19 protein-coding genes are annotated in these 20,667 nt (G+C 30.2%); 12 read left to right on the forward strand and 7 right to left on the reverse strand.

The window, feature by feature from the left end; all coding sequences use genetic code 11:
- The first annotated feature begins 1 nt into the window (after nt 1).
- From gcvP to Q0X98_RS03015, 5 genes are all read left to right on the forward strand, one after another.
- Nucleotides 2–2,860: an aminomethyl-transferring glycine dehydrogenase gene (gene gcvP, locus Q0X98_RS02995; RefSeq protein ID WP_297681311.1), complete on the forward strand. Its 2,859-nt coding sequence runs from the start codon at nt 2–4 to the stop codon at nt 2,858–2,860.
- Between the two features lie 12 nt (nt 2,861–2,872).
- Nucleotides 2,873–4,117: an FAD-dependent oxidoreductase gene (locus Q0X98_RS03000; protein WP_297681313.1), complete on the forward strand. Its 1,245-nt coding sequence runs from the start codon at nt 2,873–2,875 to the stop codon at nt 4,115–4,117.
- An 86-nt stretch (nt 4,118–4,203) separates the two neighbouring features.
- Nucleotides 4,204–4,875 (forward strand): DUF1365 domain-containing protein, encoded by a 672-nt coding sequence (locus Q0X98_RS03005; protein ID WP_297681532.1) that lies wholly within the window; start codon nt 4,204–4,206, stop codon nt 4,873–4,875.
- On the forward strand, nt 4,875–6,053 hold the full coding sequence (locus Q0X98_RS03010) for a cyclopropane-fatty-acyl-phospholipid synthase family protein (protein WP_297681315.1): 1,179 nt from the start codon (nt 4,875–4,877) through the stop codon (nt 6,051–6,053). The genes Q0X98_RS03005 and Q0X98_RS03010 overlap by 1 nt, the downstream gene beginning before the upstream one ends.
- An 18-nt stretch (nt 6,054–6,071) precedes the next feature.
- A complete protein-coding gene (locus Q0X98_RS03015) occupies nt 6,072–6,620 on the forward strand; it encodes a DUF3833 domain-containing protein (protein ID WP_297681317.1) in 549 nt (182 codons plus the stop codon).
- On the opposite strand, the gene Q0X98_RS03020 is transcribed toward Q0X98_RS03015, so the two are convergent.
- Nucleotides 6,617–7,378 carry an SDR family NAD(P)-dependent oxidoreductase gene (locus Q0X98_RS03020; RefSeq protein WP_297681318.1) on the reverse strand — a complete coding sequence of 254 codons (762 nt, stop codon included), beginning with the start codon at nt 7,376–7,378 and terminating at the stop codon, nt 6,617–6,619. The genes Q0X98_RS03015 and Q0X98_RS03020 overlap by 4 nt on opposite strands.
- A 21-nt stretch (nt 7,379–7,399) precedes the next feature.
- On the opposite strand from Q0X98_RS03020, the gene Q0X98_RS03025 reads away from it, so the two are divergent.
- Together Q0X98_RS03025 and Q0X98_RS03030 are read left to right on the forward strand one after the other, a co-directional pair.
- Nucleotides 7,400–7,867 carry a TspO/MBR family protein gene (locus Q0X98_RS03025; protein WP_297681320.1) on the forward strand — a complete coding sequence of 156 codons (468 nt, stop codon included), beginning with the start codon at nt 7,400–7,402 and terminating at the stop codon, nt 7,865–7,867.
- Nucleotides 7,868–7,869: 2 nt separating this feature from the next.
- Complete coding sequence (locus tag Q0X98_RS03030; protein WP_028036616.1) at nt 7,870–8,973, forward strand: FAD-binding oxidoreductase; 1,104 nt, start codon at nt 7,870–7,872, stop codon at nt 8,971–8,973.
- 1 nt (nt 8,974) lies between these two features.
- Here Q0X98_RS03030 and Q0X98_RS03035 read toward each other — a convergent pair whose 3' ends face one another.
- From Q0X98_RS03035 to Q0X98_RS03060, 6 genes are read right to left on the reverse strand one after another with little or no spacing between them, the layout of a single operon-like run.
- On the reverse strand, nt 8,975–10,420 hold the full coding sequence (locus Q0X98_RS03035) for a YdiU family protein (RefSeq protein ID WP_297681323.1): 1,446 nt from the start codon (nt 10,418–10,420) through the stop codon (nt 8,975–8,977).
- Nucleotides 10,421–10,425: 5 nt separating this feature from the next.
- Nucleotides 10,426–13,194: a formate dehydrogenase subunit alpha gene (fdhF, locus tag Q0X98_RS03040; RefSeq protein ID WP_297681325.1), complete on the reverse strand. Its 2,769-nt coding sequence runs from the start codon at nt 13,192–13,194 to the stop codon at nt 10,426–10,428.
- Nucleotides 13,194–14,849 carry an NADH-ubiquinone oxidoreductase-F iron-sulfur binding region domain-containing protein gene (locus Q0X98_RS03045; protein ID WP_297681327.1) on the reverse strand — a complete coding sequence of 552 codons (1,656 nt, stop codon included), beginning with the start codon at nt 14,847–14,849 and terminating at the stop codon, nt 13,194–13,196. The genes fdhF and Q0X98_RS03045 overlap by 1 nt, the downstream gene beginning before the upstream one ends.
- 18 nt (nt 14,850–14,867) lie before the next feature.
- Nucleotides 14,868–15,707, reverse strand: a complete 840-nt coding sequence (fdhD, locus tag Q0X98_RS03050) for a formate dehydrogenase accessory sulfurtransferase FdhD (RefSeq protein ID WP_297681330.1) — start codon at nt 15,705–15,707, stop codon at nt 14,868–14,870.
- A gap of 3 nt (nt 15,708–15,710) precedes the next feature.
- Nucleotides 15,711–16,187, reverse strand: a complete 477-nt coding sequence (locus Q0X98_RS03055; RefSeq protein ID WP_028036621.1) for an HPP family protein — start codon at nt 16,185–16,187, stop codon at nt 15,711–15,713.
- Nucleotides 16,187–16,585 carry an iron-sulfur cluster assembly scaffold protein gene (locus Q0X98_RS03060; RefSeq protein WP_297681333.1) on the reverse strand — a complete coding sequence of 133 codons (399 nt, stop codon included), beginning with the start codon at nt 16,583–16,585 and terminating at the stop codon, nt 16,187–16,189. Before Q0X98_RS03060 ends, Q0X98_RS03055 begins: the two co-directional genes overlap by 1 nt.
- Nucleotides 16,586–16,627: 42 nt before the next feature.
- Here Q0X98_RS03060 and Q0X98_RS03065 point away from each other — a divergent pair, with 42 nt between their 5' ends.
- Genes Q0X98_RS03065 through Q0X98_RS03085 form a run of 5 tightly spaced genes read left to right on the forward strand, consistent with a single transcriptional unit; the run spans nt 16,628 to nt 20,660 of the window.
- Nucleotides 16,628–17,236 carry a molybdenum cofactor guanylyltransferase gene (locus tag Q0X98_RS03065; RefSeq protein WP_028036623.1) on the forward strand — a complete coding sequence of 203 codons (609 nt, stop codon included), beginning with the start codon at nt 16,628–16,630 and terminating at the stop codon, nt 17,234–17,236.
- Nucleotides 17,229–18,482: a molybdopterin molybdotransferase MoeA gene (locus Q0X98_RS03070; RefSeq protein ID WP_297681335.1), complete on the forward strand. Its 1,254-nt coding sequence runs from the start codon at nt 17,229–17,231 to the stop codon at nt 18,480–18,482. The genes Q0X98_RS03065 and Q0X98_RS03070 overlap by 8 nt, the downstream gene beginning before the upstream one ends.
- Nucleotides 18,483–18,533: 51 nt before the next feature.
- Complete coding sequence (locus Q0X98_RS03075) at nt 18,534–18,767, forward strand: hypothetical protein (RefSeq protein ID WP_297681337.1); 234 nt, start codon at nt 18,534–18,536, stop codon at nt 18,765–18,767.
- The gene (locus Q0X98_RS03080) at nt 18,746–19,438 is read left to right on the forward strand and encodes an EamA family transporter (RefSeq protein WP_297681339.1); all 693 of its coding nucleotides are present in this window, start codon (nt 18,746–18,748) and stop codon (nt 19,436–19,438) included. The genes Q0X98_RS03075 and Q0X98_RS03080 overlap by 22 nt, the downstream gene beginning before the upstream one ends.
- 4 nt (nt 19,439–19,442) lie before the next feature.
- A complete protein-coding gene (locus Q0X98_RS03085; RefSeq protein ID WP_297681341.1) occupies nt 19,443–20,660 on the forward strand; it encodes an aminopeptidase P family protein in 1,218 nt (405 codons plus the stop codon).
- Nucleotides 20,661–20,667 lie beyond the last annotated feature (7 nt).

Below are 20,667 nucleotides of genomic sequence, written 5' to 3' on the forward strand. Positions count from 1 at the left end.
AATGCTTAAAAGTTCTCAAAAAGATTTTATAAAAAGACATATTGGTCCATCAGAAGCTGATCAACAAAAAATGCTTAATGAGCTTGGTTTTGACAGCCTAGATGACTTAATTTCTAAAACTGTTCCTGAAAAAATCTTATTAAAAGAAGATCTTGGAATTGGTGAACCAAATTCTGAATATGAAGCTTTGAGAAAGTTAAAAGTTATTTCAAAACAAAATAGAATTTATTCAAATTTTATTGGTATGGGGTATTACGGTACGTATACACCTTATGTAATTTTAAGAAATATATTAGAAAATCCTGGATGGTATACTGCTTATACTCCTTATCAGCCTGAAGTTGCCCAAGGAAGATTGGAAATGCTTTTGAATTTTCAACAAATGATAACTGATTTTACAGGTTTAGATATTGCAAATGCCTCTTTATTAGATGAGGGAACAGCTGCAGCAGAAGCTGTTGGATTGAGCTACAGAATTTGTAAAAATGATTCTAATATTGTTTTTGTATCAAAAGATTGTCATCCACAAACTATTGATGTCATAAAAACTAGAGCAGAGCCTCTAGGTTTAACGGTTGTGGTAGGTGACGAATCTACAGATATAAAAGAGGATATTGTATGTGGGATTTTACAATACCCAGGAACTTTGGGAGACATTAAAGATCCAAGTGAAGCAATAAGTAAAATTCATAAAAATAATGGAAAAGCTGTATTGGTTTGTGATTTATTAGCTTTGGCTAAACTAAAAACACCAGCTGAACTAGGAGCAGATATTGCAGTTGGTAGTTCTCAAAGATTTGGAATTCCAATGGGATATGGAGGTCCACATGCTGGTTTCTTTGCAACTAAAGATGAATTTAAAAGATCTATGCCTGGAAGGATCATAGGTGTTTCTGTTGATAGACATGGAAATAAAGCGTACAGACTTTCCCTTCAAACAAGAGAACAGCACATAAGAAGAGATAAAGCTACAAGTAACATTTGTACAGCTCAAGCTTTGCTTGCAATTGTGTCTGCTGCGTATGCAATTTATCATGGACCCGATGGTTTGAAAAAAATTGCAGAAAATACATCTCAATTAGCAAAAAATTTTGCAGATAAAATTAAACAATCAGGTTATGAACTGTATTCAGACCATTTCTTTGACACAGTAACAATTAAAACTTTAGATAAAACTGACTCTATTTTTAGAAATGCATTACGACAAAATGTAAATATAAGAAAAGTTAATTCCGAGATGCTTTCTGTTGCATTTGATGAAAGAAAAAATGTTTATAGAGCTAATCAGTTATTAAAAATTTTTAATTGTTCAGAAGCAATTAAAGAAAATTTAAATGAAAATTTAAATAATTTGCCAAAAAATTTATTAAGAACATCTGAATATTTAACTCATCCCGTTTTTAATAGTTATCACTCAGAAACAGATATGCTTAGATATCTTAAAAAATTAGAGGACGCTGATATAGCTCTTAACAGATCTATGATAGCTTTAGGTTCGTGCACAATGAAGTTAAATGCAGTTGCGGAAATGATCCCAGTTACCTGGAGAGAATTTTCCGAACCCCATCCGTTTGCTCCTGTTGAACAAATGGAAGGATATAGAACCCTGTTTACTGATTTAAAAAATTGGCTTAGATCAATTACTGGGTTTTCAGGTGTATCTTTGCAACCAAATGCTGGTGCTCAAGGAGAGTTTGCAGGCTTGATGGTTATCAAAAAATTTCATGAAAATAATGGAGATAAGAATAGAAATGTTTGCTTAATACCAAGCTCAGCACATGGAACAAATCCTGCAAGTGCACAAATGGTAGGCATGAAAGTAGTGGTTATAAAATGTGATGAACATGGGAATGTTGATATTGAAGATCTTAAAGAGAAAGCAAAAACTCACTCAGAAAACCTTGCAGCATTAATGGTCACGTATCCATCAACGCATGGAGTTTTTGAAGAACAAATTTCTGAAATATGTGAACTTATTCATGATAATGGTGGGCAAGTCTATATGGATGGAGCAAATCTAAATGCTCTTGTTGGGATTGCAAAACCTGGAAAGTTTGGTCCTGATGTTTGTCATATTAATTTACATAAAACATTTTGTATTCCTCACGGTGGGGGAGGACCAGGAATGGGACCTATAGCATGCAAGAGACATTTAGAAGTTTATTTGCCAAATCATTCTGTAATTAAAGATTGTGGGCCAGTAACAGGTATGGGTGCGGTTTCTGCGGCACCATGGGGAAGCTCTAGTATTTTATCTATTTCATGGATGTATATAAAAATGATGGGCTCTGAAGGACTTAAAAAAGCATCACAAGTAGCGATTTTAAACGCAAATTATGTAGCTCATAAATTAAAAGATGCATTCCCAATATTATACAAAGGTAAAAATGGAAATGTGGCTCATGAATGTATTATTGATATTAGAAAAATAAAATCAGAAATAGGGATTACAGAAGAAGATATTGCAAAAAGACTAATCGATTTTGGTTTTCACGCTCCAACTATGTCATGGCCGGTTGCAGGAACGATGATGATTGAGCCAACCGAAAGTGAAGGTTTACAAGAAATTGATAGGTTTTGTAATACCTTAAAAAAAATCAAAGAAGAAATTGATAAAGTTAAATCGGGAGAATACGATAAAATTGATAATCCAATTAAAAACTCACCACATACTCATGTTGAACTAATCGCGAACAAATGGGAACACAAGTATGAAAGAGAGGAAGCAGCATATCCATCAGAGTTTTTAAAACAGATTAAATACTGGCCACCTGTTGCAAGAGTTGATAATGTCTACGGAGATAAAAACTTAGTATGTTCATGTCCATCGATTGATGAATATAAAGATACTGCTGCATAAAATAATTTATTAATGAAAATTGCTGTAATTGGGTCAGGTATATCTGGATTAAGTTCTGCATATTATCTTTCAAAAAAACATAAAGTCGATCTCTTTGAAAAACAAGATCGTTTTGGCGGTCATTCATACACGCTAGACATTAAGCTTAATGATAAAGAAAAAGTTGCAGTTGATATAGGATTTATGGTTTTTAATAAAATTACATATCCAAATTTAATAAATTTTTTTAAAGAAAATGAAATTGAAATTGAGGAAAGTGATATGTCATTTTCAGTTACTGTTAAAGGTACAAATATTGAATATTGCGGAAAAGGTTTAAATGGTATTTTTTCAAATAAAGGAAATCTATTAAATCCTAAATTTGTTAAAATGTTTTTTGAAATTATAAGTTTTTATAAAAATTGTGAAAATTTAGACCCAAACTCATTAGATAAGATTACCTTGGGTGAATATTTAAACAATATTGGAAAATCTAAATATTTTGTTGATTATCATATTATACCTATGGTTTCTGCAATATGGTCAATGCCACCATATGAGGCCTCACAAATGCCATTAGTATTCTTTTTAAATTTTTTTAAAAATCATGGATTATTCAAACTTAAAAATAGACCACAATGGTTTACAGTTGCTAATCGAAGTAAAACTTATGTTAGTAAAATACTTTCCAAAATTAGTGGAGAATATTTTAAAAATTATGAAATCAACAAAATTGTAAGAAATAGCAATGGTGTTAAAATTTATTATGGTTCAGAAAGTGAATTTTTTACTTACGACAAAGTTGTTCTAGCATCACATGCAGATGAAAGCTTGAAAATCATTTCAGATATTTCAGATAGAGAGAAAGAAATTTTAAGTAATTTTAAATACAAACCAAATAGGGCAGTCATCCATTCTGATGAAAGTGTAATGCCAAAAAATAAACAAGCTTGGTGCTCATGGAATTCCTCATTAAATCCTGAAAATAAGGAACATTCTTCAGTTACATATTGGCTTAATCAATTACAAAATCTTAAAATTGATAAAAATATATTTTTAACGATAAACCCTTTTTTTAAAATTGATCATCATAAAGTGTTTAATGAAATTGATTTTACCCATCCATATTATGATGAAAATGCTCTACAAAATCAGTCAAATTTAAAATCAATTCAAAATGTAAATAATACCTTGTTTGCTGGAAGTTATTTTGGTTACGGATTTCATGAAGATGGAATAAAATCTTCAATAGAGATGCTTAAAACCTTAAATGATTAACTCAGCTATTTATAACGGTCAAGTAATACACAAAAGGTTTAAACCTAAAGTTCACTAATTTTAGATATAAAGTTTTTTCTCTGTTAATAGATCTTTCTGAATTAGAAAAACTAGATCAAAATGTTAATTTTTTTTCTTTCAATAAATTTAATTTAATTAGTTTTTATGAAAAAGATCATGGTGAAAGAAATGGCTCTCCTTTAAAACTATGGGTCCAAAAAAATTTAGAAAGAAATAATATTCAAGCTAAAGATATAAAAATTAAAATTTTGTGTTACCCAAGAATTTTTGGATTTGTTTTTAATCCTTTAAGTGTTTTTTATATTTATAATTTAGAAGATCAGTTAATTTCAATTTTATATGAAGTTAAGAATACATTCGGTGAACAACACACATATATATTTAAAGTAATAAAAGATTCAAATTTGATACAAAACAACTGTTCTAAAAAATTTCATGTATCCCCATTTATTGAAATGAATTGTAATTATTTTTTTAGGTTATTAAAACCAGGAAATAAAATTTCAGTTGTAATTGATCAATACGAGAATGAAGACAAAATCTTATACGCCTCTCAAGATGGAGTTAGAAGTGATTTTAATACAAAACAATTGATTAAATCTTACTTAAAACACCCAGTAATGACATTTAAAATTATTTTAGCGATACATTTTGAAGCGTTTAAATTATGGGCAAAAGGAATTAAATTCATTAAAAAAAAAATAAAAGTTAAAAATAATATTACATTTGAAAATTAATGATTTTACATAAAATTGCTGACAAGATAATTTTTAACATTTTAAAAAGAATAAGTGTTGGATATTTAGAAATTACTTCAATATCTGGCGAACTTTTAAAATTTGGTAATTATGATGATAAACTTAAAGCGGATTTAAAAATAAAATCCTCATCTCTAAGCTATAATTTGATTAAAGGGGGAAGCGTTGGTTTAGCCGAATGCTATATGAGAGATGAATTTGAAACTAGTAATTTATCTAATCTAATTGAATTAGCAGCAAGAAATATAAGCATTATTCATAAATTTTCTGGAATATTAGATTTAAAATTTTTAAATTTTATTAAAAATAAATTTGTCAAAAATACCAAAAGTAGAAGCAAAGAAAACATAGCTAGACACTATGATCTTGGAAATGATTTCTTCTCACTATGGCTTGATAAAACACTTACTTATTCTAGTGCAATATTTGATGAGCAAAATAAAGACTTATCCAATGCTCAAAATAATAAATACCAAAAATTAATTAATTTAATTCAACCTAGTAATGGAGATAAAGTTTTAGAGATAGGTTGTGGTTGGGGTGGGTTTGCCGAATACCTTGGTAAAAATTATGATGTTAAATTAGATTGTATCACAATTTCAAAAAAGCAATTCGAGTATGCTAAAGAGAGAATCCATAGTTGTGGTCTTAATGAAAAAGTAAATATTGAAATTAAGGACTATAGAGACTTAAACAGTAAATATAATTCTATTGCATCAATTGAAATGATTGAAGCTGTAGGACAAAATTATTTAGAAAGTTATTTTAAAACTATAAAAGATAATCTATCTGATGGTGGCAAAGCTGCAATACAAGCAATAACAATTGATGATAGTCTTTATGATAGATATAAAAATAAACAAGACTTCATCCAAAAATATATTTTTCCAGGTGGTTTTTTGCCCAATAAAAATACTATTAATAAACTTGTTTCTAAAAACGGGCTAAGTGTAAATTCATATATTTCATATGCTGATCATTACGCAGATACACTTGCTATATGGAAAGATGAATTTAACAAAAAATGGAGTTTAATTAAAGATCAAGGATTTGATTTAACTTTTAAAAGAATGTGGGAATTTTATCTTTCATATTGTGAAGCAGGTTTTAAATCTAAAAATATTGATTTAATTCAATTTTCACTTCAAAACAAATAATACATATAGGAGAAGTTAATGCGTCATATAAAATTTATTAGATCAATTTCATTGATAATTTCATTATTCTTAATTACAAGTTGTTCAAATAATAGCGCCATGAAACCTGAAGATTTTAAAAATAAAGAACCAAGATTAGTTATAGAAGAGTATATGACTGGAAATGTTAAAGCTTGGGGCGTATTACAAAATAGATCAGGAAAAGTAACAAGACAGTTTTCAGCTGACTTAAATGGATCTTGGGATGGGAAACAATTAATCCTTAAAGAAAAATTTAATTGGGATGATGGTGAGGTTCAGAATAGAGAATGGATAATTAATAAAATAGATGATCATTATTACGAAGGTACAGCCGGTGATGTTGTTGGAAAAGCTAAAGGTTTCTCTTATGGGCCAGCTTTTAAATTCGAATATGTTTTGTTGGTACCAGTTAAAGGCAAAGAAATGAAAATTACGTTTGATGACTGGATTTTTAAACAAGATGATAGAGTTGCTATTAATAGAGCTACTATGACTAAGTTTGGTTTTAAAGTTGCTGAGTTAACAGTCGTGTTTGTTAAAGACTAGTAATCTATTTTCTTCATTCCTTTAGCAACAAATTTAAAATAAAGGCTACTCGGTAATATTTGAAGAAATTTTAAAAAATAAGTAAAAACTTTTGGAAAATGTATTTCAAATGATTTTTTAGCAGTGAGTCCTTTAAATATTTCATTAGCAGCAAATTCAGGAGATTTTATCATTGGCATTGGAAAATCATTTTGATCAGTCATTGGCGTTTTAATAAAACCTGGACTAACTAAAGAAACTCTTACATTTTTTTGCATCATGTCAAAATTTAAACTTTCTGCAAAGCTGGTAAGAGCTGCTTTTGAGGCACAATATGCACCGGCAGCAGGTAATCCTCTGTAACCAGCAACTGAAGATATTATTGATATTTGCCCACTTTTTTTTTCAGAAAAATAATCATAAATAGAATTTATAGAATTCATTGTTCCAAAATAATTTACTTCCATAATCTCTCTTATTTTATTTAGATTAAATTTTTTCTCTGATTTTGGATCATGCATACCAGTACCAAATACACAAATATCAATTTGGTTAAATTGCTCAATTATTTTTTTTGCAACTATTTTACAATTTTCTATTTCTGTTACATCTAATGGAAAGGGGTAAATATTTTTATTAAGTTCGTTGAGTTCATTTAGTAAATTTTCACGTCTAGCAGATGCAGCAACAATCCAACCACTTTCTGCAAATTTAATTGTTAATGCTTTACCTATTCCACTACTAGCACCTGTAATCCAAATAACTTTTTTATCTCCCATAATTTATTGTATAATAGATATGTGTTAAAAAACAAATTCATATCATTCTTACTATTAAGTTTAGTTACGTTTTCGGCTTCTTTCATTGGAGGTTTGGCAACAATTAACTTTAAGGAGCCATGGTATTCATTGTTAATTAAACCTTCATTTAATCCTCCAGATTGGATATTTGCTCCAGTTTGGACCACACTTTATTTGATGATGACATTCGCTATATGGGTTTATTGGCACAATAAAAACAGAGATATGAACACCGTCTATATTTATTTCATCCATCTAGTTTTTAATACAACTTGGAGTATAGTTTTTTTCGTACTGCATAATATGTTATTAGCGTTAGTTATATTGGTAATTTTAATAGTTTTAATTGTTATACTTATTTTTAGGTTCAGACGTGTCAACTTGGTTAGCTCATATCTAATGATTCCCTATGTACTTTGGTGTACGTTTGCTTTAATTTTAAATTTTAACTTAATAATGTTAAATTAAATATGGATGATGTTGTAATTATTGGTGGTGGAATAATAGGTGCTGCAAGTGCTTATTTTTTGTCTAAAGAAGGAAGAAAAGTTAAAGTAATAGAGAGAGACCCAACTTATAAAACAGCTTCCTTTCCACTGTCTTTAGGTGGATTCAGAAGACAGTTTTTCCAAAAAGAAAATATCTTACTTGGAAAATTTGCAAGAGAATTTATTTACCAAATTCCAAATCTTTTAAAAACTGAAAAAAATCCTAACCCTACTGCAAGTATGGTTACTAATGGATATTTATTGATGTTTGGCCCAGAACATGCTGATGAGCAATATAAGGCTCTTGAAAATCATAAAGTTTGTGAAGCAGGAACAAAAAATATTAAAGGCTCTGAATTATCTAAAGTATTTCCCTATATAAATAGTGAAGGCATAGAAACAGCAACTTATACTGATAACCAAAGTGAAGGTTGGATTGATCCATTCATGTTTCATAGTGCTCTAAAAAGTAAAGCTATTGAGCTTGGTGCTGAATTTATTAAAGGAGAAGTTAAAAGTATTTCTGAAATAAAAGCTAAAACAATAATATCTGCTGCTGGTTGTTGGACTAAAGAATTATTGGAAGATATTCCAGTTGTTCCTCAAAAACACACAGTTTTTAGAGTTAAATGTCCAAAATATATAAAGGAAATGCCTCTTACTGGTGATTTAACTACAGGTGTTTATTGGAGACCTGAAGGGGGAGAGTATCTAGCTGGATCTCCAAACTCTGTTTTTGATGCAACTGATTTAGAACCAGCATGGAATGATTTTGAAGAATTAGTATGGCCAGCATTAGCACAAAGGATACCGGCATTTGAAGAATTAAAACTAACTGGTGGATGGGCTGGTTATTATGATTGTAATAAATTAGATAACAACGCGGTTGTTGGTAAACATCCAAAATTTGATAATGTTTACATGGCCTCAGGATTTACTGGTAGGGGTCTTATGCAAGCTCCAGGGATTGGAAGAGCCTTAACAGAATTAATTACTACTGGATCTTATCAAACAATTGATATTAGTGATTTTGCTGTTGAAAGAGTGCTTGGAAATAACGCACGACCAGAACCTTACGTTCTATAAATTAAGTTCCACAAAATGTTTGATAGTTGTCATCAAGTGAGGGTAACTGATAATCTTCAATATCTTTTTGCTCATCGTATGGGTTATCAAATTTAGATAACATTTTATTCATTACCTCTAAGTTATCTTCATTAGCTGCTTTCAAAGCCTCTTCTACTTTATGATTTCTTGGTATAATTACTGGGTTGGTTTCTTTCATTAGCTCTAAGGATTTCTCTTTTGAATTATCATTTATAGAAATTCTATTTTGCCATTCATTTGACCAATTAATGAAATCTTTATCATTATATAAGCTGTTGTTACCAATCTTAATGTTCATCAAATAACAAAAGGTATTTGTGTAATCTGCTTTGTTTTTTTCCATCCAAGATAGCAAATCATCAATAAGCTTTTTATCATCTTTACTTTTTCCAAATAAACCAAGTTTATCTCTCATCATATTAAGCCATTTTTCTTCATAAATATTTTGAAAGTTATCAATTATTTCAGTAGCTAACTGAATGGCTTTATCTTCATTTTTATCAATGAGTGGAATTAGACATTCAGCAAATCTTGATAAATTCCATTTCGTTATTGGGGGTTGATTTGAAAAAGAATATCTTCCAAGTTGATCGATAGAGCTAAAAACTGTTTTAGGATTATAGTGATCCATAAAAGCACATGGGCCATAATCAATAGTTTCACCTGAGATTGTCATGTTATCTGTATTCATAACACCATGAATAAAACCAACTCGCATCCAGTTAACTACTAATTTACATTGTCTTTCCATTACAAGATTAAGTAAATCTAGTGCTTTATTTTTAGAGGATTGAATTTCTGGATAATGTCTGTTGATTGTGTAATCAACCAATGTATTTAAGTCATCAATATTTTGCTTTGCTGCAATATACTGGAAAGTTCCAACTCTTATATGACTTGAAGCAACACGTGTTAAGATAGCTCCTGGTAATAAATTTTCTCTAACAACTTTTTCACCAGTTTTGACTACAGCAAGGCTTCTAGTTGTTGGTATTTTTAAAGCATGTATAGCTTCACTAATTATATATTCTCTTAACATGGGTCCTAAAACTGCACGACCATCACCACTTCTTGAGAAAGACGTTCTACCAGAGCCCTTAAATTGAACATCATATCTATTGGTATTATTTACTAAATGTTCTCCTAACAAAACAGCTCTACCATCTCCAAGCATAGTAAAATGTCCAAATTGATGACCTGCATAAGCTTGAGCTATAGTAGTAGATCCTTTTGGTAAAGTATTTCCAGAAAATATTTGAGATAAATCTTTTTTTTCTATTTTAGAAAAATCTAGGTTTAAATCTTTAGCTAATTGATCATTTAAAACTACTAACTCAGGATTATGAACGGGGGTAGGTTTAACTTCTTCCTTAAAGGTGTTAGATAATTTTGAATATGTGTTATCAAAATGCCAACCAATGGTCATTTTGATTAACTAACTTCTGCTTGATTTTCTTTAGGTTTAACTTCGGTTTTAAATTGGTTTGAAATTTTTTGAACTTCAACAGAAGAAACTTTATATTCAGCACACATAGTCTCTTCATCTTTACCATGACCTGTAACCATATTGACCATATGTTCTGGAAAATGAAATGTTGTAAATACAATTCCTTCTTTAACCTTATCAGTTACTTCTACTTTTAAAGCTACTTCACCTCTTCCAGAGTATAGTCTTCCAATATCACCAGTATTAATATCTCGATGTGCAGCATCTTTAGGATGAATTAAAAGAACATCTTCATCAACAATATTAATGTTTTTAGTTCTTCTTGTCATTGTAGCAGCATTATAGTGTTGAAGAACTCTACTTGTTGTTAAAATTAAAGGATAATCTTTTTTGTTTTCCTCAATTTCTGTCGACTCTTTCCAGTCAAAATTCTTAAGCTGTCCTTTTCCTAATTTAAATGTTTCAGTATGAAGAATTTGTGTATCTGTTCCGTCTTCTTGAACTGGCCATTGTAATCCTAACTTACCAAGTCTTTCTCTTGTCACTCCTTTAAAGAAAGGAACAACATCTGCAATTTCTGATAAAACTTGATCTGCGTTATATGTGGGTTGATCAAAACCTAGTTTTTGCATCATATCTGTTACAATTAATCCATCAGGTTTTGTTCCTGGTAAAGGTTCAACAGCTCTGTTTACTCTTTGAATTCTTCTTTCAGTATTTGTAAATGTACCGTCTTTTTCCAAGAAAGTTGTACCAGGCAAGACAACGGTCGCAAGTTTTGCTGTTTCACTCATAAAAATTTCTTGAACAACTAAAAGCTCTAAAGAATTCATCGCTTCAACTACGTGTGCACTATTAGGATCAGTTTGAACAATATCTTCTCCAATAATCCACAGACCTTTTAATTCTTTATCAATTGCTGCTTCAAACATTTGTGGAATTTTTAATCCTGGTTTAGTCGGATGGGTTACTCCATATTTTTCTGTATAGAATTTTTGATTGTTTTCATCTGCTACTTCAAAATAACCAGCACCTTGGTGTGGTTGACAACCCATATCAGCTGCACCTTGGACATTGTTTTGACCTCTAAGAGGGTTCACTCCAACACCTCTTCTTCCAATATTTCCAGTAATCATTGCAAGATCTGCTATTAGCATTACAGTTTTTGAGCCTTGTTGGTGTTCAGTTACCCCTAAACCATGGAATTCCATAGAATTATGTGCTGTTGCATAAGCAATTGCTGCCTCTTTAACAAGCTGTTTATCTACACCTGCAACTTTTGCTAAATGATCAACATCTTGTCTTTCAATCTCTTTGATAAAATTATCAAAACCTTCAGTTCTATCTCTTACAAAATCTGCGTTGTGTAGTTTTGATTTAATGATGAAATGTAACATCATATTAAGAACCGCAACATTTGTTCCAGGTCTAAGTTTGATGTGATAATCTGCAAGCTTAGCAAGCTCTGTAGTAATTGGATCTAGTACAATTAATTTTTTGCCCTTCATTACTTGTTGTTTAATTTTTGCACCTGTGACTGGGTGAGCGTTAGTAGGGTTGGCACCTATTACTAAAAACAAGTCAGCAAAATAAATATCCTCTGTAGAATTTGTTGCAGCTCCTGTTCCAAATGTTTGTTGCATACCCCACGCTGTTGGTGAATGACAAATTCTTGCACAACAATCTACACTGTTAGTTCCAACAGCAGCTCGTATCATTTTTTGAAAAACATAGTTTTCTTCATTAGTACATCTAGCTGAAGAAATTCCTGCAAACGCATCAGGACCATTATCATTTGTAATTCTATTCATTTCTTTTTTGATAAAGTCATAAGCTTCATCCCACGATGCCTCTTCAAATTTTCCATTTCTCTTGATTAATGGAGTTTTTAATCTGTCAGGATGATCATAAAAACTAAAAGCGTATCTTCCTTTAATACAAGTATGTCCTGCATTTACTTCTGTTTCTTTTGGAGTATCTATAGCAACAACTTTGTTATCTTTGATTGATGCTTCTAAATTACACCCAACTCCACAATAAGAACATGTTGTTCTAACTTTTTCATCTACATCAGCAGATTTTGATTTGAAAACATCAGAGATTGCATCTGTTGGGCAAGTATGTGCACAAGCTCCACAAGATACACAAGAGCTATCACCAAACATCATGTCATTGTCTGTTGTAATTTTAGACTCAAATCCTCTGCCACTCATTGTTAAAACAAAAGAACCTTGTATTTCATCACACGCTCTAACGCATCTTCCACAGTTAATACAATTATCTAAGTTCATTCTCATATAATCATGAGAAGTGTCTCTTGGAATTCCTTTGTGCTGCTTTGGACTGTTATATCTGTGATCCGAAATACCTAAATCATTAGCAACTGTTTGAAGTTCACAATTATTATTTACTTCACAACTATCACATTCCATAGGGTGATCTGTTAAAACTAATTCAACAATATTTTTTCTAAGACTTGTTATTGCTTCATTGGATGTAAAGATATGTTGGTTTTCAGCAACTGGAGTATGACAAGATGCAACCATTCTTGTTGGGCCATCTTTTTCTAAAGCAACTTCAACCGAACAAACACGACAAGCACCATAAGGAGCTAAATTTGGATCATCACAAAGGGTTGGAACTTTTTTTTCTCCAACATAACTTTTAACAAATTTTAAAATAGACGTGTGATTAGCACCAATTTCATATGGTTTACCATCGATATAAGCTATTTTTCTTTTTTCAGAACTCATTAATTATCTTTCACCATATCATTTTTCATTTCGTCCCCAAAGTACTTAAGAATATTCATAATTGGAGTAGGGATAGCCCCACATAAAGCACATAAACAGCCTTTTTGCATTGTTACAAGCAATTCGTTAAGTAATTTAAGGGGTATTTTAGCAGTTCCTTTCTTTGCTTGATCAAACATTTCTTTACCTCTGTATGAACCAAGCCTTCCAGGGAAACATTTTCCACATGATTCTTCTGCTGAAAATTCAAACAAATGATGAATATATTCAGACATTGAAAAATCTTTTGGAATACTAACAACACTAGCGTGCCCCAACATAAAACCTTTGGCAGTAAATTCTTGAAAATCTAAATTTAAATTATCAATTTCACTTAATGGTACAACACCACCTAATGGACCACCAACTTGAAAAGCTTTAACTGGTTCTTTGTACCCTCCACCAATTTCATTAAATATTTTTTTCATTGGTGTTCCCATATCAATTTCATAAACACCAGGATTATTAAAAAAACTATCAAGACAAACAAGTTTAGTTCCTGCAGATTTTTTATTTCCTATTGCTGAAAATTTTTCAGGACCATTTATTAAAATACCAGTTGCAGCTGCTAAAGTTTCTACGTTATTAACTACTGTTGGTTTCTTATATAAACCTTCTGTAACTGGAAATGGAGGTCTTACATCTACTTCAGCACGTCTTCCTTCAATAGATGCAATCAAAGCAGTTTCTTCTCCACAAATATAAGCACCTTGACCAATACAAATACCTAGATCGAAAGAAAAATCTGTTCCTAAAATATTATCACCTAATAGATTTAATTTTTTAAGATCATTGATACAGCCGTTGATAGCTTCTATAGATTTTGGATATTCTCCTCTTATATATAAAACACCTTCATCACTTCCAATGACCATTCCACATAACACCATACCAAAAATAACTTTTAGTGGTTGATCTTCTAATAGGTATCTATCTGAAAATGCACCTGAGTCACCTTCATCAGCATTACATAAAACATATTTTTTATCTCCTTTTGCTTTACTGCAAAAATCCCATTTCATTCCTGTTGGGAACCCCGCACCACCTCTTCCAGTAAGGTTTGATTCTAATAGAGACTTAATAATTTCTTGTTTGTCTGTTTTTAAAAATTTATTTAATTGATCTTTAAATTGATCAGTAGATGATAATTTATCATCCATTAAAAAACTTGTTGTTGCATAACTTTTTGAAAAAAATTTATCTTGTTTAATTTCTTCACCTTTTAAAATTTGATCAATTTTTTCTATATCTTTTCCCGCATAGTTTTCACCATCATAATGAAATGCATTATTTTCATAGCAATGCCCTAGGCAAAACATTTCTCCAACTTTATCATCACCTAATTTTTCTTTTAAAGTATCTTTTAATTTTTCTTGTGTACCAGCACACATGCAAGCACTCCCATTACAAACAAATGCTTTTTTTTCTCTGTGTGAAGGTCTTAAAAATTCGTAGAAACTCTCAGCACCATGAAGAGTTGAAACTCCTAAATTATGCTCTTTAGCAATTTCTTTAATATCTTTGGGATTATTGCTTAATGTATTTTCAGAGATTTGCTTAAAAAGATTGTCTTTTAAGCCTATTCTTCCTGATAAATTACTAATGTTTTTTGACACAATTACCCTTTTTTTTAATTAGCTCACAATAACTTTTTTGTTATTTGTGTAAATGTTAAAACTATCCCTCTTTACGAAACCTATAAGGGTAATGTCAAATTTATTCGCTAAATCTATAGCAAGACTAGTTGGCGCACCAACACCTATCATTATTCCAATATCAGTCATCAATACCTTTTGAACAAGTTCAAAATTTAGCCTTCCAGAGCAAGTTATGAATTGAGTTAAGGGATTAATTTGCCCATTAACTAAAGTACAACCGATAAGTTTATCTAAAGCGTTGTGACGACCCACATCCTCTTTAACAGAGATCAAATCACCGTTGTTGTTAAACAAGCCACTCGCATGAATGCCACCAGTTTTACTGAATTCAGATTGATTTTCTCGAAGGATGTTAGGGGATTTAATTATAACTTCTTTAGATATTTTAGGCTGATCTGGATTTGTCTTATTTTGTTTTATAATCTCTAATGCATCTAATGAAGACTTACCACAGACACCGCATGAGGAGTTTGACATGAAATCTCTCTTAATCTTTGAGATGTCAATATTTTCTGAATTATTTAAGGTCACTAAAATTTTATTTTGAATGTTGTATTGACCAACCTTATCACCAAAACTTTCTACAGTATCAATATCTTTAATATCTTTTATTAATTGTTCATTGAAAAGAAAACCTCGTACTAAATCCTTATCATCACCAGGAGTTCTCATCGTAATCGATAATATTTTTGTAACCCAATGATCGTTCTCTTTAAATTTTAATGAAATCTCTAAGGGTTCTTCAATAGAAACTAAATCCTCAAAATTTTCAAATTTATTAGAATTAAATTTTAAAACTTTATACTTAGAGTTCATAAGTTATTTTAAAGGATAATTTTTTTTAAGAATAAATTTATTAATCAAAATAGCTAATAATAAAATTATAATACAACCAAAAATTATTGGGCTAATTAAATATTCATAAGAAACACTTCCAATTATAACTATAATTGGATTTCCACCTGCTGGAGGATGAACTACATTTAATAAAATCATTAATGAAACTCCAGCACCTACTGCAAGAGCGATATTCATATAAATTGGTAAAGGTATATAGTTTACAAAAATTATCCCGACTAATGCTGTTAACAGATGGCCAAAGAAAACATTTTTGGGTTGAGCAAATGGACTTTCTGGAAAACCAAATAACAAAACCATAGAAGAACCAAATGAACCAGCAAGAAAATACCCTAGTGTACTTTTATAAGTAAGAACAGTTAAGACACCAATTGTAAAAGCTGAAAAAAAACCTGCAATCAATGCTTTCTGCAATAGTGGTTTAGTAATTTTAATCATTAAGTTTTTAAAGCCTTTAAAACTGTTCTAAGTGGAAGCAACAAACAATCTTTTCTTGCAATATTCTTTTTATCAAAAATTTCTTTAAAATCTTTCCAATGTTTTTCTAAAATAGTCTTTACATCCGTAAATAAATTTTCACTTGATAATGCAAAAGACTTAATTTCTTCCACATTTTTATCTTTTATTTTTCTTGAGAGTAAGCTGACTGACGCCTGGCAATAAACACAAGATTTACATTGATAACCCATATCTTTTACAACATCGTCTTTAACAACTAGGCTAATTTCCATCTCATCCCCACATAAAGGATTTTTGTGTTTTGATTTATGTGTAAAATTTTCTAGGACTTTATGGTTATCGGTATGAGATGCTATTTCTAAAATTCTAAGATCCATTATATTTCTTTAATTAAAGTCTTAATGTTTTATATTTTGTAAATGGATCATAGCAAGATTTTAGGTGTAGTTCTAGCAGGCGGAAAGTCCCTAAGATTTGGGGAAGACAAGTCCCAAGTAAAATTAAAAGATAAATCACTAATAGATTATGTTTTATCTGAAGTTATAGATGAATTTAAAGAGCTGTTAATTATATCCAATAATTCAATAAAATTTCAAAAATCAGAGAAGATTTCAGTCATTAAAGATTTTAAAAATAATTTAGGGCCACTAGGAGGTGTTTTGACAGCAATGAAGTGGATAAAAGATAATAATAAAGATTACCAATGGATCTCTACTTTTCCAACTGACACTCCATTTTTTAAAAAACAAATATTAAAAGATTTTTATGACAAGGTAAGTCTTCAAAAAAGTAAGCTTTTTTTTATTAAATCCAATAATACGAGACACAATATATTTGGTCTATGGTCTATTGATTTAATTGATAAATTGGAGGATGATTTAAATAAAGGAAATAGAAAAGTTGAAGATTGGGCGGATAGTGTTGGGGTAGAAATAATTAATATGAAATTTGATAAAAATGATCCATTTTTTAATATAAATACTAAAGAGGACCTTGAAGAAGCTAAAGTAAATTTATTAAATGATTAATTATCAAATAGCAAAAAAAATTTTAAAAAAAAGTATCATCAAAATCAAAGATGAGAAAATTAAAAGTGTTAACTCTTTAAATAGAGTTGCTTCAGCAAATATTTATTCAAGCATTGATTACCCATCAGGGAATAATGCAGCTTTTGATGGTTTTGCAATTAATTCAAAAGATACAAAAAATATAAATAAAAAAATAAACCAAAAATTTAAAATCATAGGATCCATTGCAGCAGGAACAAGACCCTTTAAGAAAATTATTAAAAGATTTGATGCAGTTGAAATTATGACAGGAGGTATTATTCCAAACGGCTTTGATACCATCGTCCCAATTGAAAAAATTGTTTTTTCTCCAAGCATTAAAAATAGAAAATATATTTTGATTAATAAAAAAGTGGATAAATTTAATCATGTTAGATTTAAAGGATCTGATTATAAAAAAAATGAAATTGTTTTTAAGAAAAATTCGATTATTCAACCTAATCATATATTAACATTTAAAACCCTTGGAATTAAAAACATAAGTGTTAAAAAAAAAATAAATATTTTATTTTTTTCAACTGGAAATGAAATATCCAACCAAGATAATATTCCTGATTGGAAGGTTAGAAATTCTAATTGTCACTATATTAAAAATTTAGACCAAAATTTCTTATTTAATTTTAAGAATGGGGGCATCTTAAGAGATAGTCATCAAAAAGTTTTTAAAACCAAAATAACTAAGATGTTAAAATCTAGTACTGATATTATTATTACTTCAGGTGCAGTTTCAGCAGGTAAATTTGATTTTGTGCCAGATGTTATTAAATCTTTTAAATTATCAAATTTTTTTAAAGGTGTTGCAATAAGACCAGGAAAACCAATTTTATTTGCAAAAATCAAAGGAAATCAAAAAGTAATTTTTGGTCTGCCAGGTAACCCAATGTCATCAGCTGCATGTTTTAGGTTTTTTGTTTACCCATATATTGAAAATATACTGGGCCTTAATGAAGAAAAACCTTTAAGGGCTATTTTAAAAAATAATTTTACTAAGAAGGAAAGTTTTGTAAGATTTGCTAAGAGCAAACTGAACACAACTAAAAATGGAAAAGTAGAAGTGGAAATTCTTGAGGGTCAGGAGTCGTATAAACTGAAATCATTCGTTAAATCCAATATTTGGGCTTTATTGCCAGCTGGCAAGTCTAAGTTTAAAAAAGGTGAAATTGTTGAGTGTTTTTTTCCTAATCACTCTAACAGTTCATTAATTTAACCAATGTCATTTTTGTTGTAGTTAAATCTATTTACAATTAAATATCTCAGTATGTTTCAACTTAAAAACCCAAAAGTAGCTGTTCCGGTTGTTTTGTTTGCAGGTCTTATTTGGTCGTTTGGGCCATTAGTCGTTAGATATATGGATGAGCCACATTTAATACCTTGGCAGTATATTTTTGGTCGGGGTTTAACAATATTTATCTTATTAAATCTTTATTTATTTTTTGAAGAAGGAAAAATTTTTATAAAAATTATTTTAAGATGGGTTTATCCGGTCTTTTAGGAGGATCAGGGCTTGGGGTTGCAATGATTTCGTTTATGTTTTCTATAACAAACACAAGTGCTGCCATAACATTATTATGCCTTGCAGCTATGCCATTTTTTACTGCTCTTCTTGCTTTCTTATTTTTACAAGAAAAAATTTCACTAAATGTTTGGATATCAATTATTATTGCAACAGTCGGTATTGCTATAATGGCTGTAGGTAATAATACAGAAACATCTTTTGTAGGCTTTATATTTGGTATCACTTCCTCATTAGGCTTTGCTGTATTTTCAGTTACTTTAAGATGGCGTAAAGAAACACCAAAATTTACCACAACAGCATTTGCTGGTTTTTTCTGTTTTGTATTTGCTTCAATAGTGATTTTACAAAAAGATTTAGTTTTCTTTTCTTCAAGCTATAACAGCTCACTGTTTTCCCTTCATGGAACTTTAGTGTGCTTAGGTTTAATTTTATATTCAATAGGATCCAAAGCAATTCCAGCTGCTGAATTAACTTTATTGTCTCTTACAGAGGTAATAGGTGGAATTTTTTGGGTATGGTTACCTTTATTTGGTATCAATGAAATTCCAACAACCAATACTATTATCGGTGGTTTTTTTCTTTTTATATCTCTTACCTATTACAGTTTAGTAATGAGATGGAATAAAAGATATATCGGATTAAATTAATTTTATGGAAAGACCAGATTTTTTTTCACTAAAAAATGGGGAGAAAGTTAAACTTCCTTTTTCAAATTCTGAATATGACAGAAGAGTAAATAATTTAAGAACAGTAATGGATCAAAATAACTTGGATATGGTTATTTTAACTTCAATGCATAACATTGCTTATTATACAGGTTTTATTTATTGTTCATTTGGAAGACCTTATGGTTGTGTGGTCACAAAAAATAAAATCTCAACTATTTCAGCTAATATTGACGCCAGTCAACCTTGGAGAAGATCACATTGTGATAACGTAATTTATACAGATTGGAAAAGAGATAACTTTTTAAGAGCTATAGTCTCTATAATTGGAAGAGATGATCCTCCTAAAAATATTGGTTTAGAAAATGATCATGTCACTTTAGATATGAAGGAAAAAATTGGTTCTATATTTACCTTTTCTGTTTTTAGCGATGTTTCAAAAGATTTAATGCAACTTAGAATGATTAAATCAAATGAAGAAATTGAAATTATTAAAAATGGAGCAAAAATTGCTGATTTAGGGGGTGAAGAAATTGTCAAAAACATCAAAGAAGGCAATACAGAAATTGAGATAGCAATTGCAGGTCGTGATCGAATGGAACGTGAAATTGTAAAAAAATATCCTAATGCTGAATATATGGATACTTGGGTTTGGTTCCAATCAGGTACTAATACAGATGGAGCTCATAATCCAAAAACTAATAGACAACTTATCAAAGGAGATATTCTATCCTTAAATACGTTTCCAATGATTTCTGGTTATTATACAGCACTAGAGAGAACATTATTTTTAGATCATGCTGACGATGAAAGTCTTAAAGCCTGGGAAGCAAACGTAAAAGTCCATAAACGTGGATTAGAATTAATTAAACCAGGTGTAAAATGTTCAGACATCTGTCATGAGTTAAATGAATTGTTTGCAGAACTAGGATATCTGCATTACCGAACTTTTGGATATGGACATTCTTTCGGAGTGCTTTCCCATTTTTATGGAAGAGAAGCTGGGTTAGAACTTAGAGAAGATATTGATACTGTACTTGAAGAAAATATGGTGGTCTCAATGGAACCGATGATAATGATACCTGAAGGAAATCCTGGAGCAGGGGGATATCGAGAACATGATATATTAGTAATTGGTAAAGATGGCGCAGAAAATATTACAAAATTTCCTTTCGGGCCTGAACATAATATTATAAAAAATTAAAGATTAT

The sequence above is a fragment of the uncultured Candidatus Pelagibacter sp. genome (genome assembly GCF_943788075.1).
In the GTDB taxonomy this organism is placed as follows: Bacteria; Pseudomonadota; Alphaproteobacteria; order Pelagibacterales; family Pelagibacteraceae; genus Pelagibacter.

What these genes read in the sequence shown, in the direction of transcription:
- gcvP (WP_297681311.1), top strand. Translation starts at nt 2, where the DNA reads ATGCTTAAAAGTTCTCAAAAAGATTTTATAAAAAGACATATTGGTCCA.
- Q0X98_RS03000 (WP_297681313.1), top strand. Translation starts at nt 2,873, where the DNA reads ATGAAAATTGCTGTAATTGGGTCAGGTATATCTGGATTAAGTTCTGCA.
- Q0X98_RS03010 (WP_297681315.1), top strand. Translation starts at nt 4,875, where the DNA reads ATGATTTTACATAAAATTGCTGACAAGATAATTTTTAACATTTTAAAA.
- Q0X98_RS03015 (WP_297681317.1), top strand. Translation starts at nt 6,072, where the DNA reads ATGCGTCATATAAAATTTATTAGATCAATTTCATTGATAATTTCATTA.
- Q0X98_RS03020 (WP_297681318.1), bottom strand. Translation starts at nt 7,378, where the DNA reads ATGGGAGATAAAAAAGTTATTTGGATTACAGGTGCTAGTAGTGGAATA.
- Q0X98_RS03030 (WP_028036616.1), top strand. Translation starts at nt 7,870, where the DNA reads ATGGATGATGTTGTAATTATTGGTGGTGGAATAATAGGTGCTGCAAGT.
- Q0X98_RS03035 (WP_297681323.1), bottom strand. Translation starts at nt 10,420, where the DNA reads ATGACCATTGGTTGGCATTTTGATAACACATATTCAAAATTATCTAAC.
- fdhF (WP_297681325.1), bottom strand. Translation starts at nt 13,194, where the DNA reads ATGAGTTCTGAAAAAAGAAAAATAGCTTATATCGATGGTAAACCATAT.
- fdhD (WP_297681330.1), bottom strand. Translation starts at nt 15,707, where the DNA reads ATGAACTCTAAGTATAAAGTTTTAAAATTTAATTCTAATAAATTTGAA.
- Q0X98_RS03055 (WP_028036621.1), bottom strand. Translation starts at nt 16,187, where the DNA reads ATGATTAAAATTACTAAACCACTATTGCAGAAAGCATTGATTGCAGGT.
- Q0X98_RS03060 (WP_297681333.1), bottom strand. Translation starts at nt 16,585, where the DNA reads ATGGATCTTAGAATTTTAGAAATAGCATCTCATACCGATAACCATAAA.
- Q0X98_RS03065 (WP_028036623.1), top strand. Translation starts at nt 16,628, where the DNA reads ATGGATCATAGCAAGATTTTAGGTGTAGTTCTAGCAGGCGGAAAGTCC.
- Q0X98_RS03070 (WP_297681335.1), top strand. Translation starts at nt 17,229, where the DNA reads ATGATTAATTATCAAATAGCAAAAAAAATTTTAAAAAAAAGTATCATC.
- Q0X98_RS03075 (WP_297681337.1), top strand. Translation starts at nt 18,534, where the DNA reads ATGTTTCAACTTAAAAACCCAAAAGTAGCTGTTCCGGTTGTTTTGTTT.
- Q0X98_RS03080 (WP_297681339.1), top strand. Translation starts at nt 18,746, where the DNA reads ATGGGTTTATCCGGTCTTTTAGGAGGATCAGGGCTTGGGGTTGCAATG.
- Q0X98_RS03085 (WP_297681341.1), top strand. Translation starts at nt 19,443, where the DNA reads ATGGAAAGACCAGATTTTTTTTCACTAAAAAATGGGGAGAAAGTTAAA.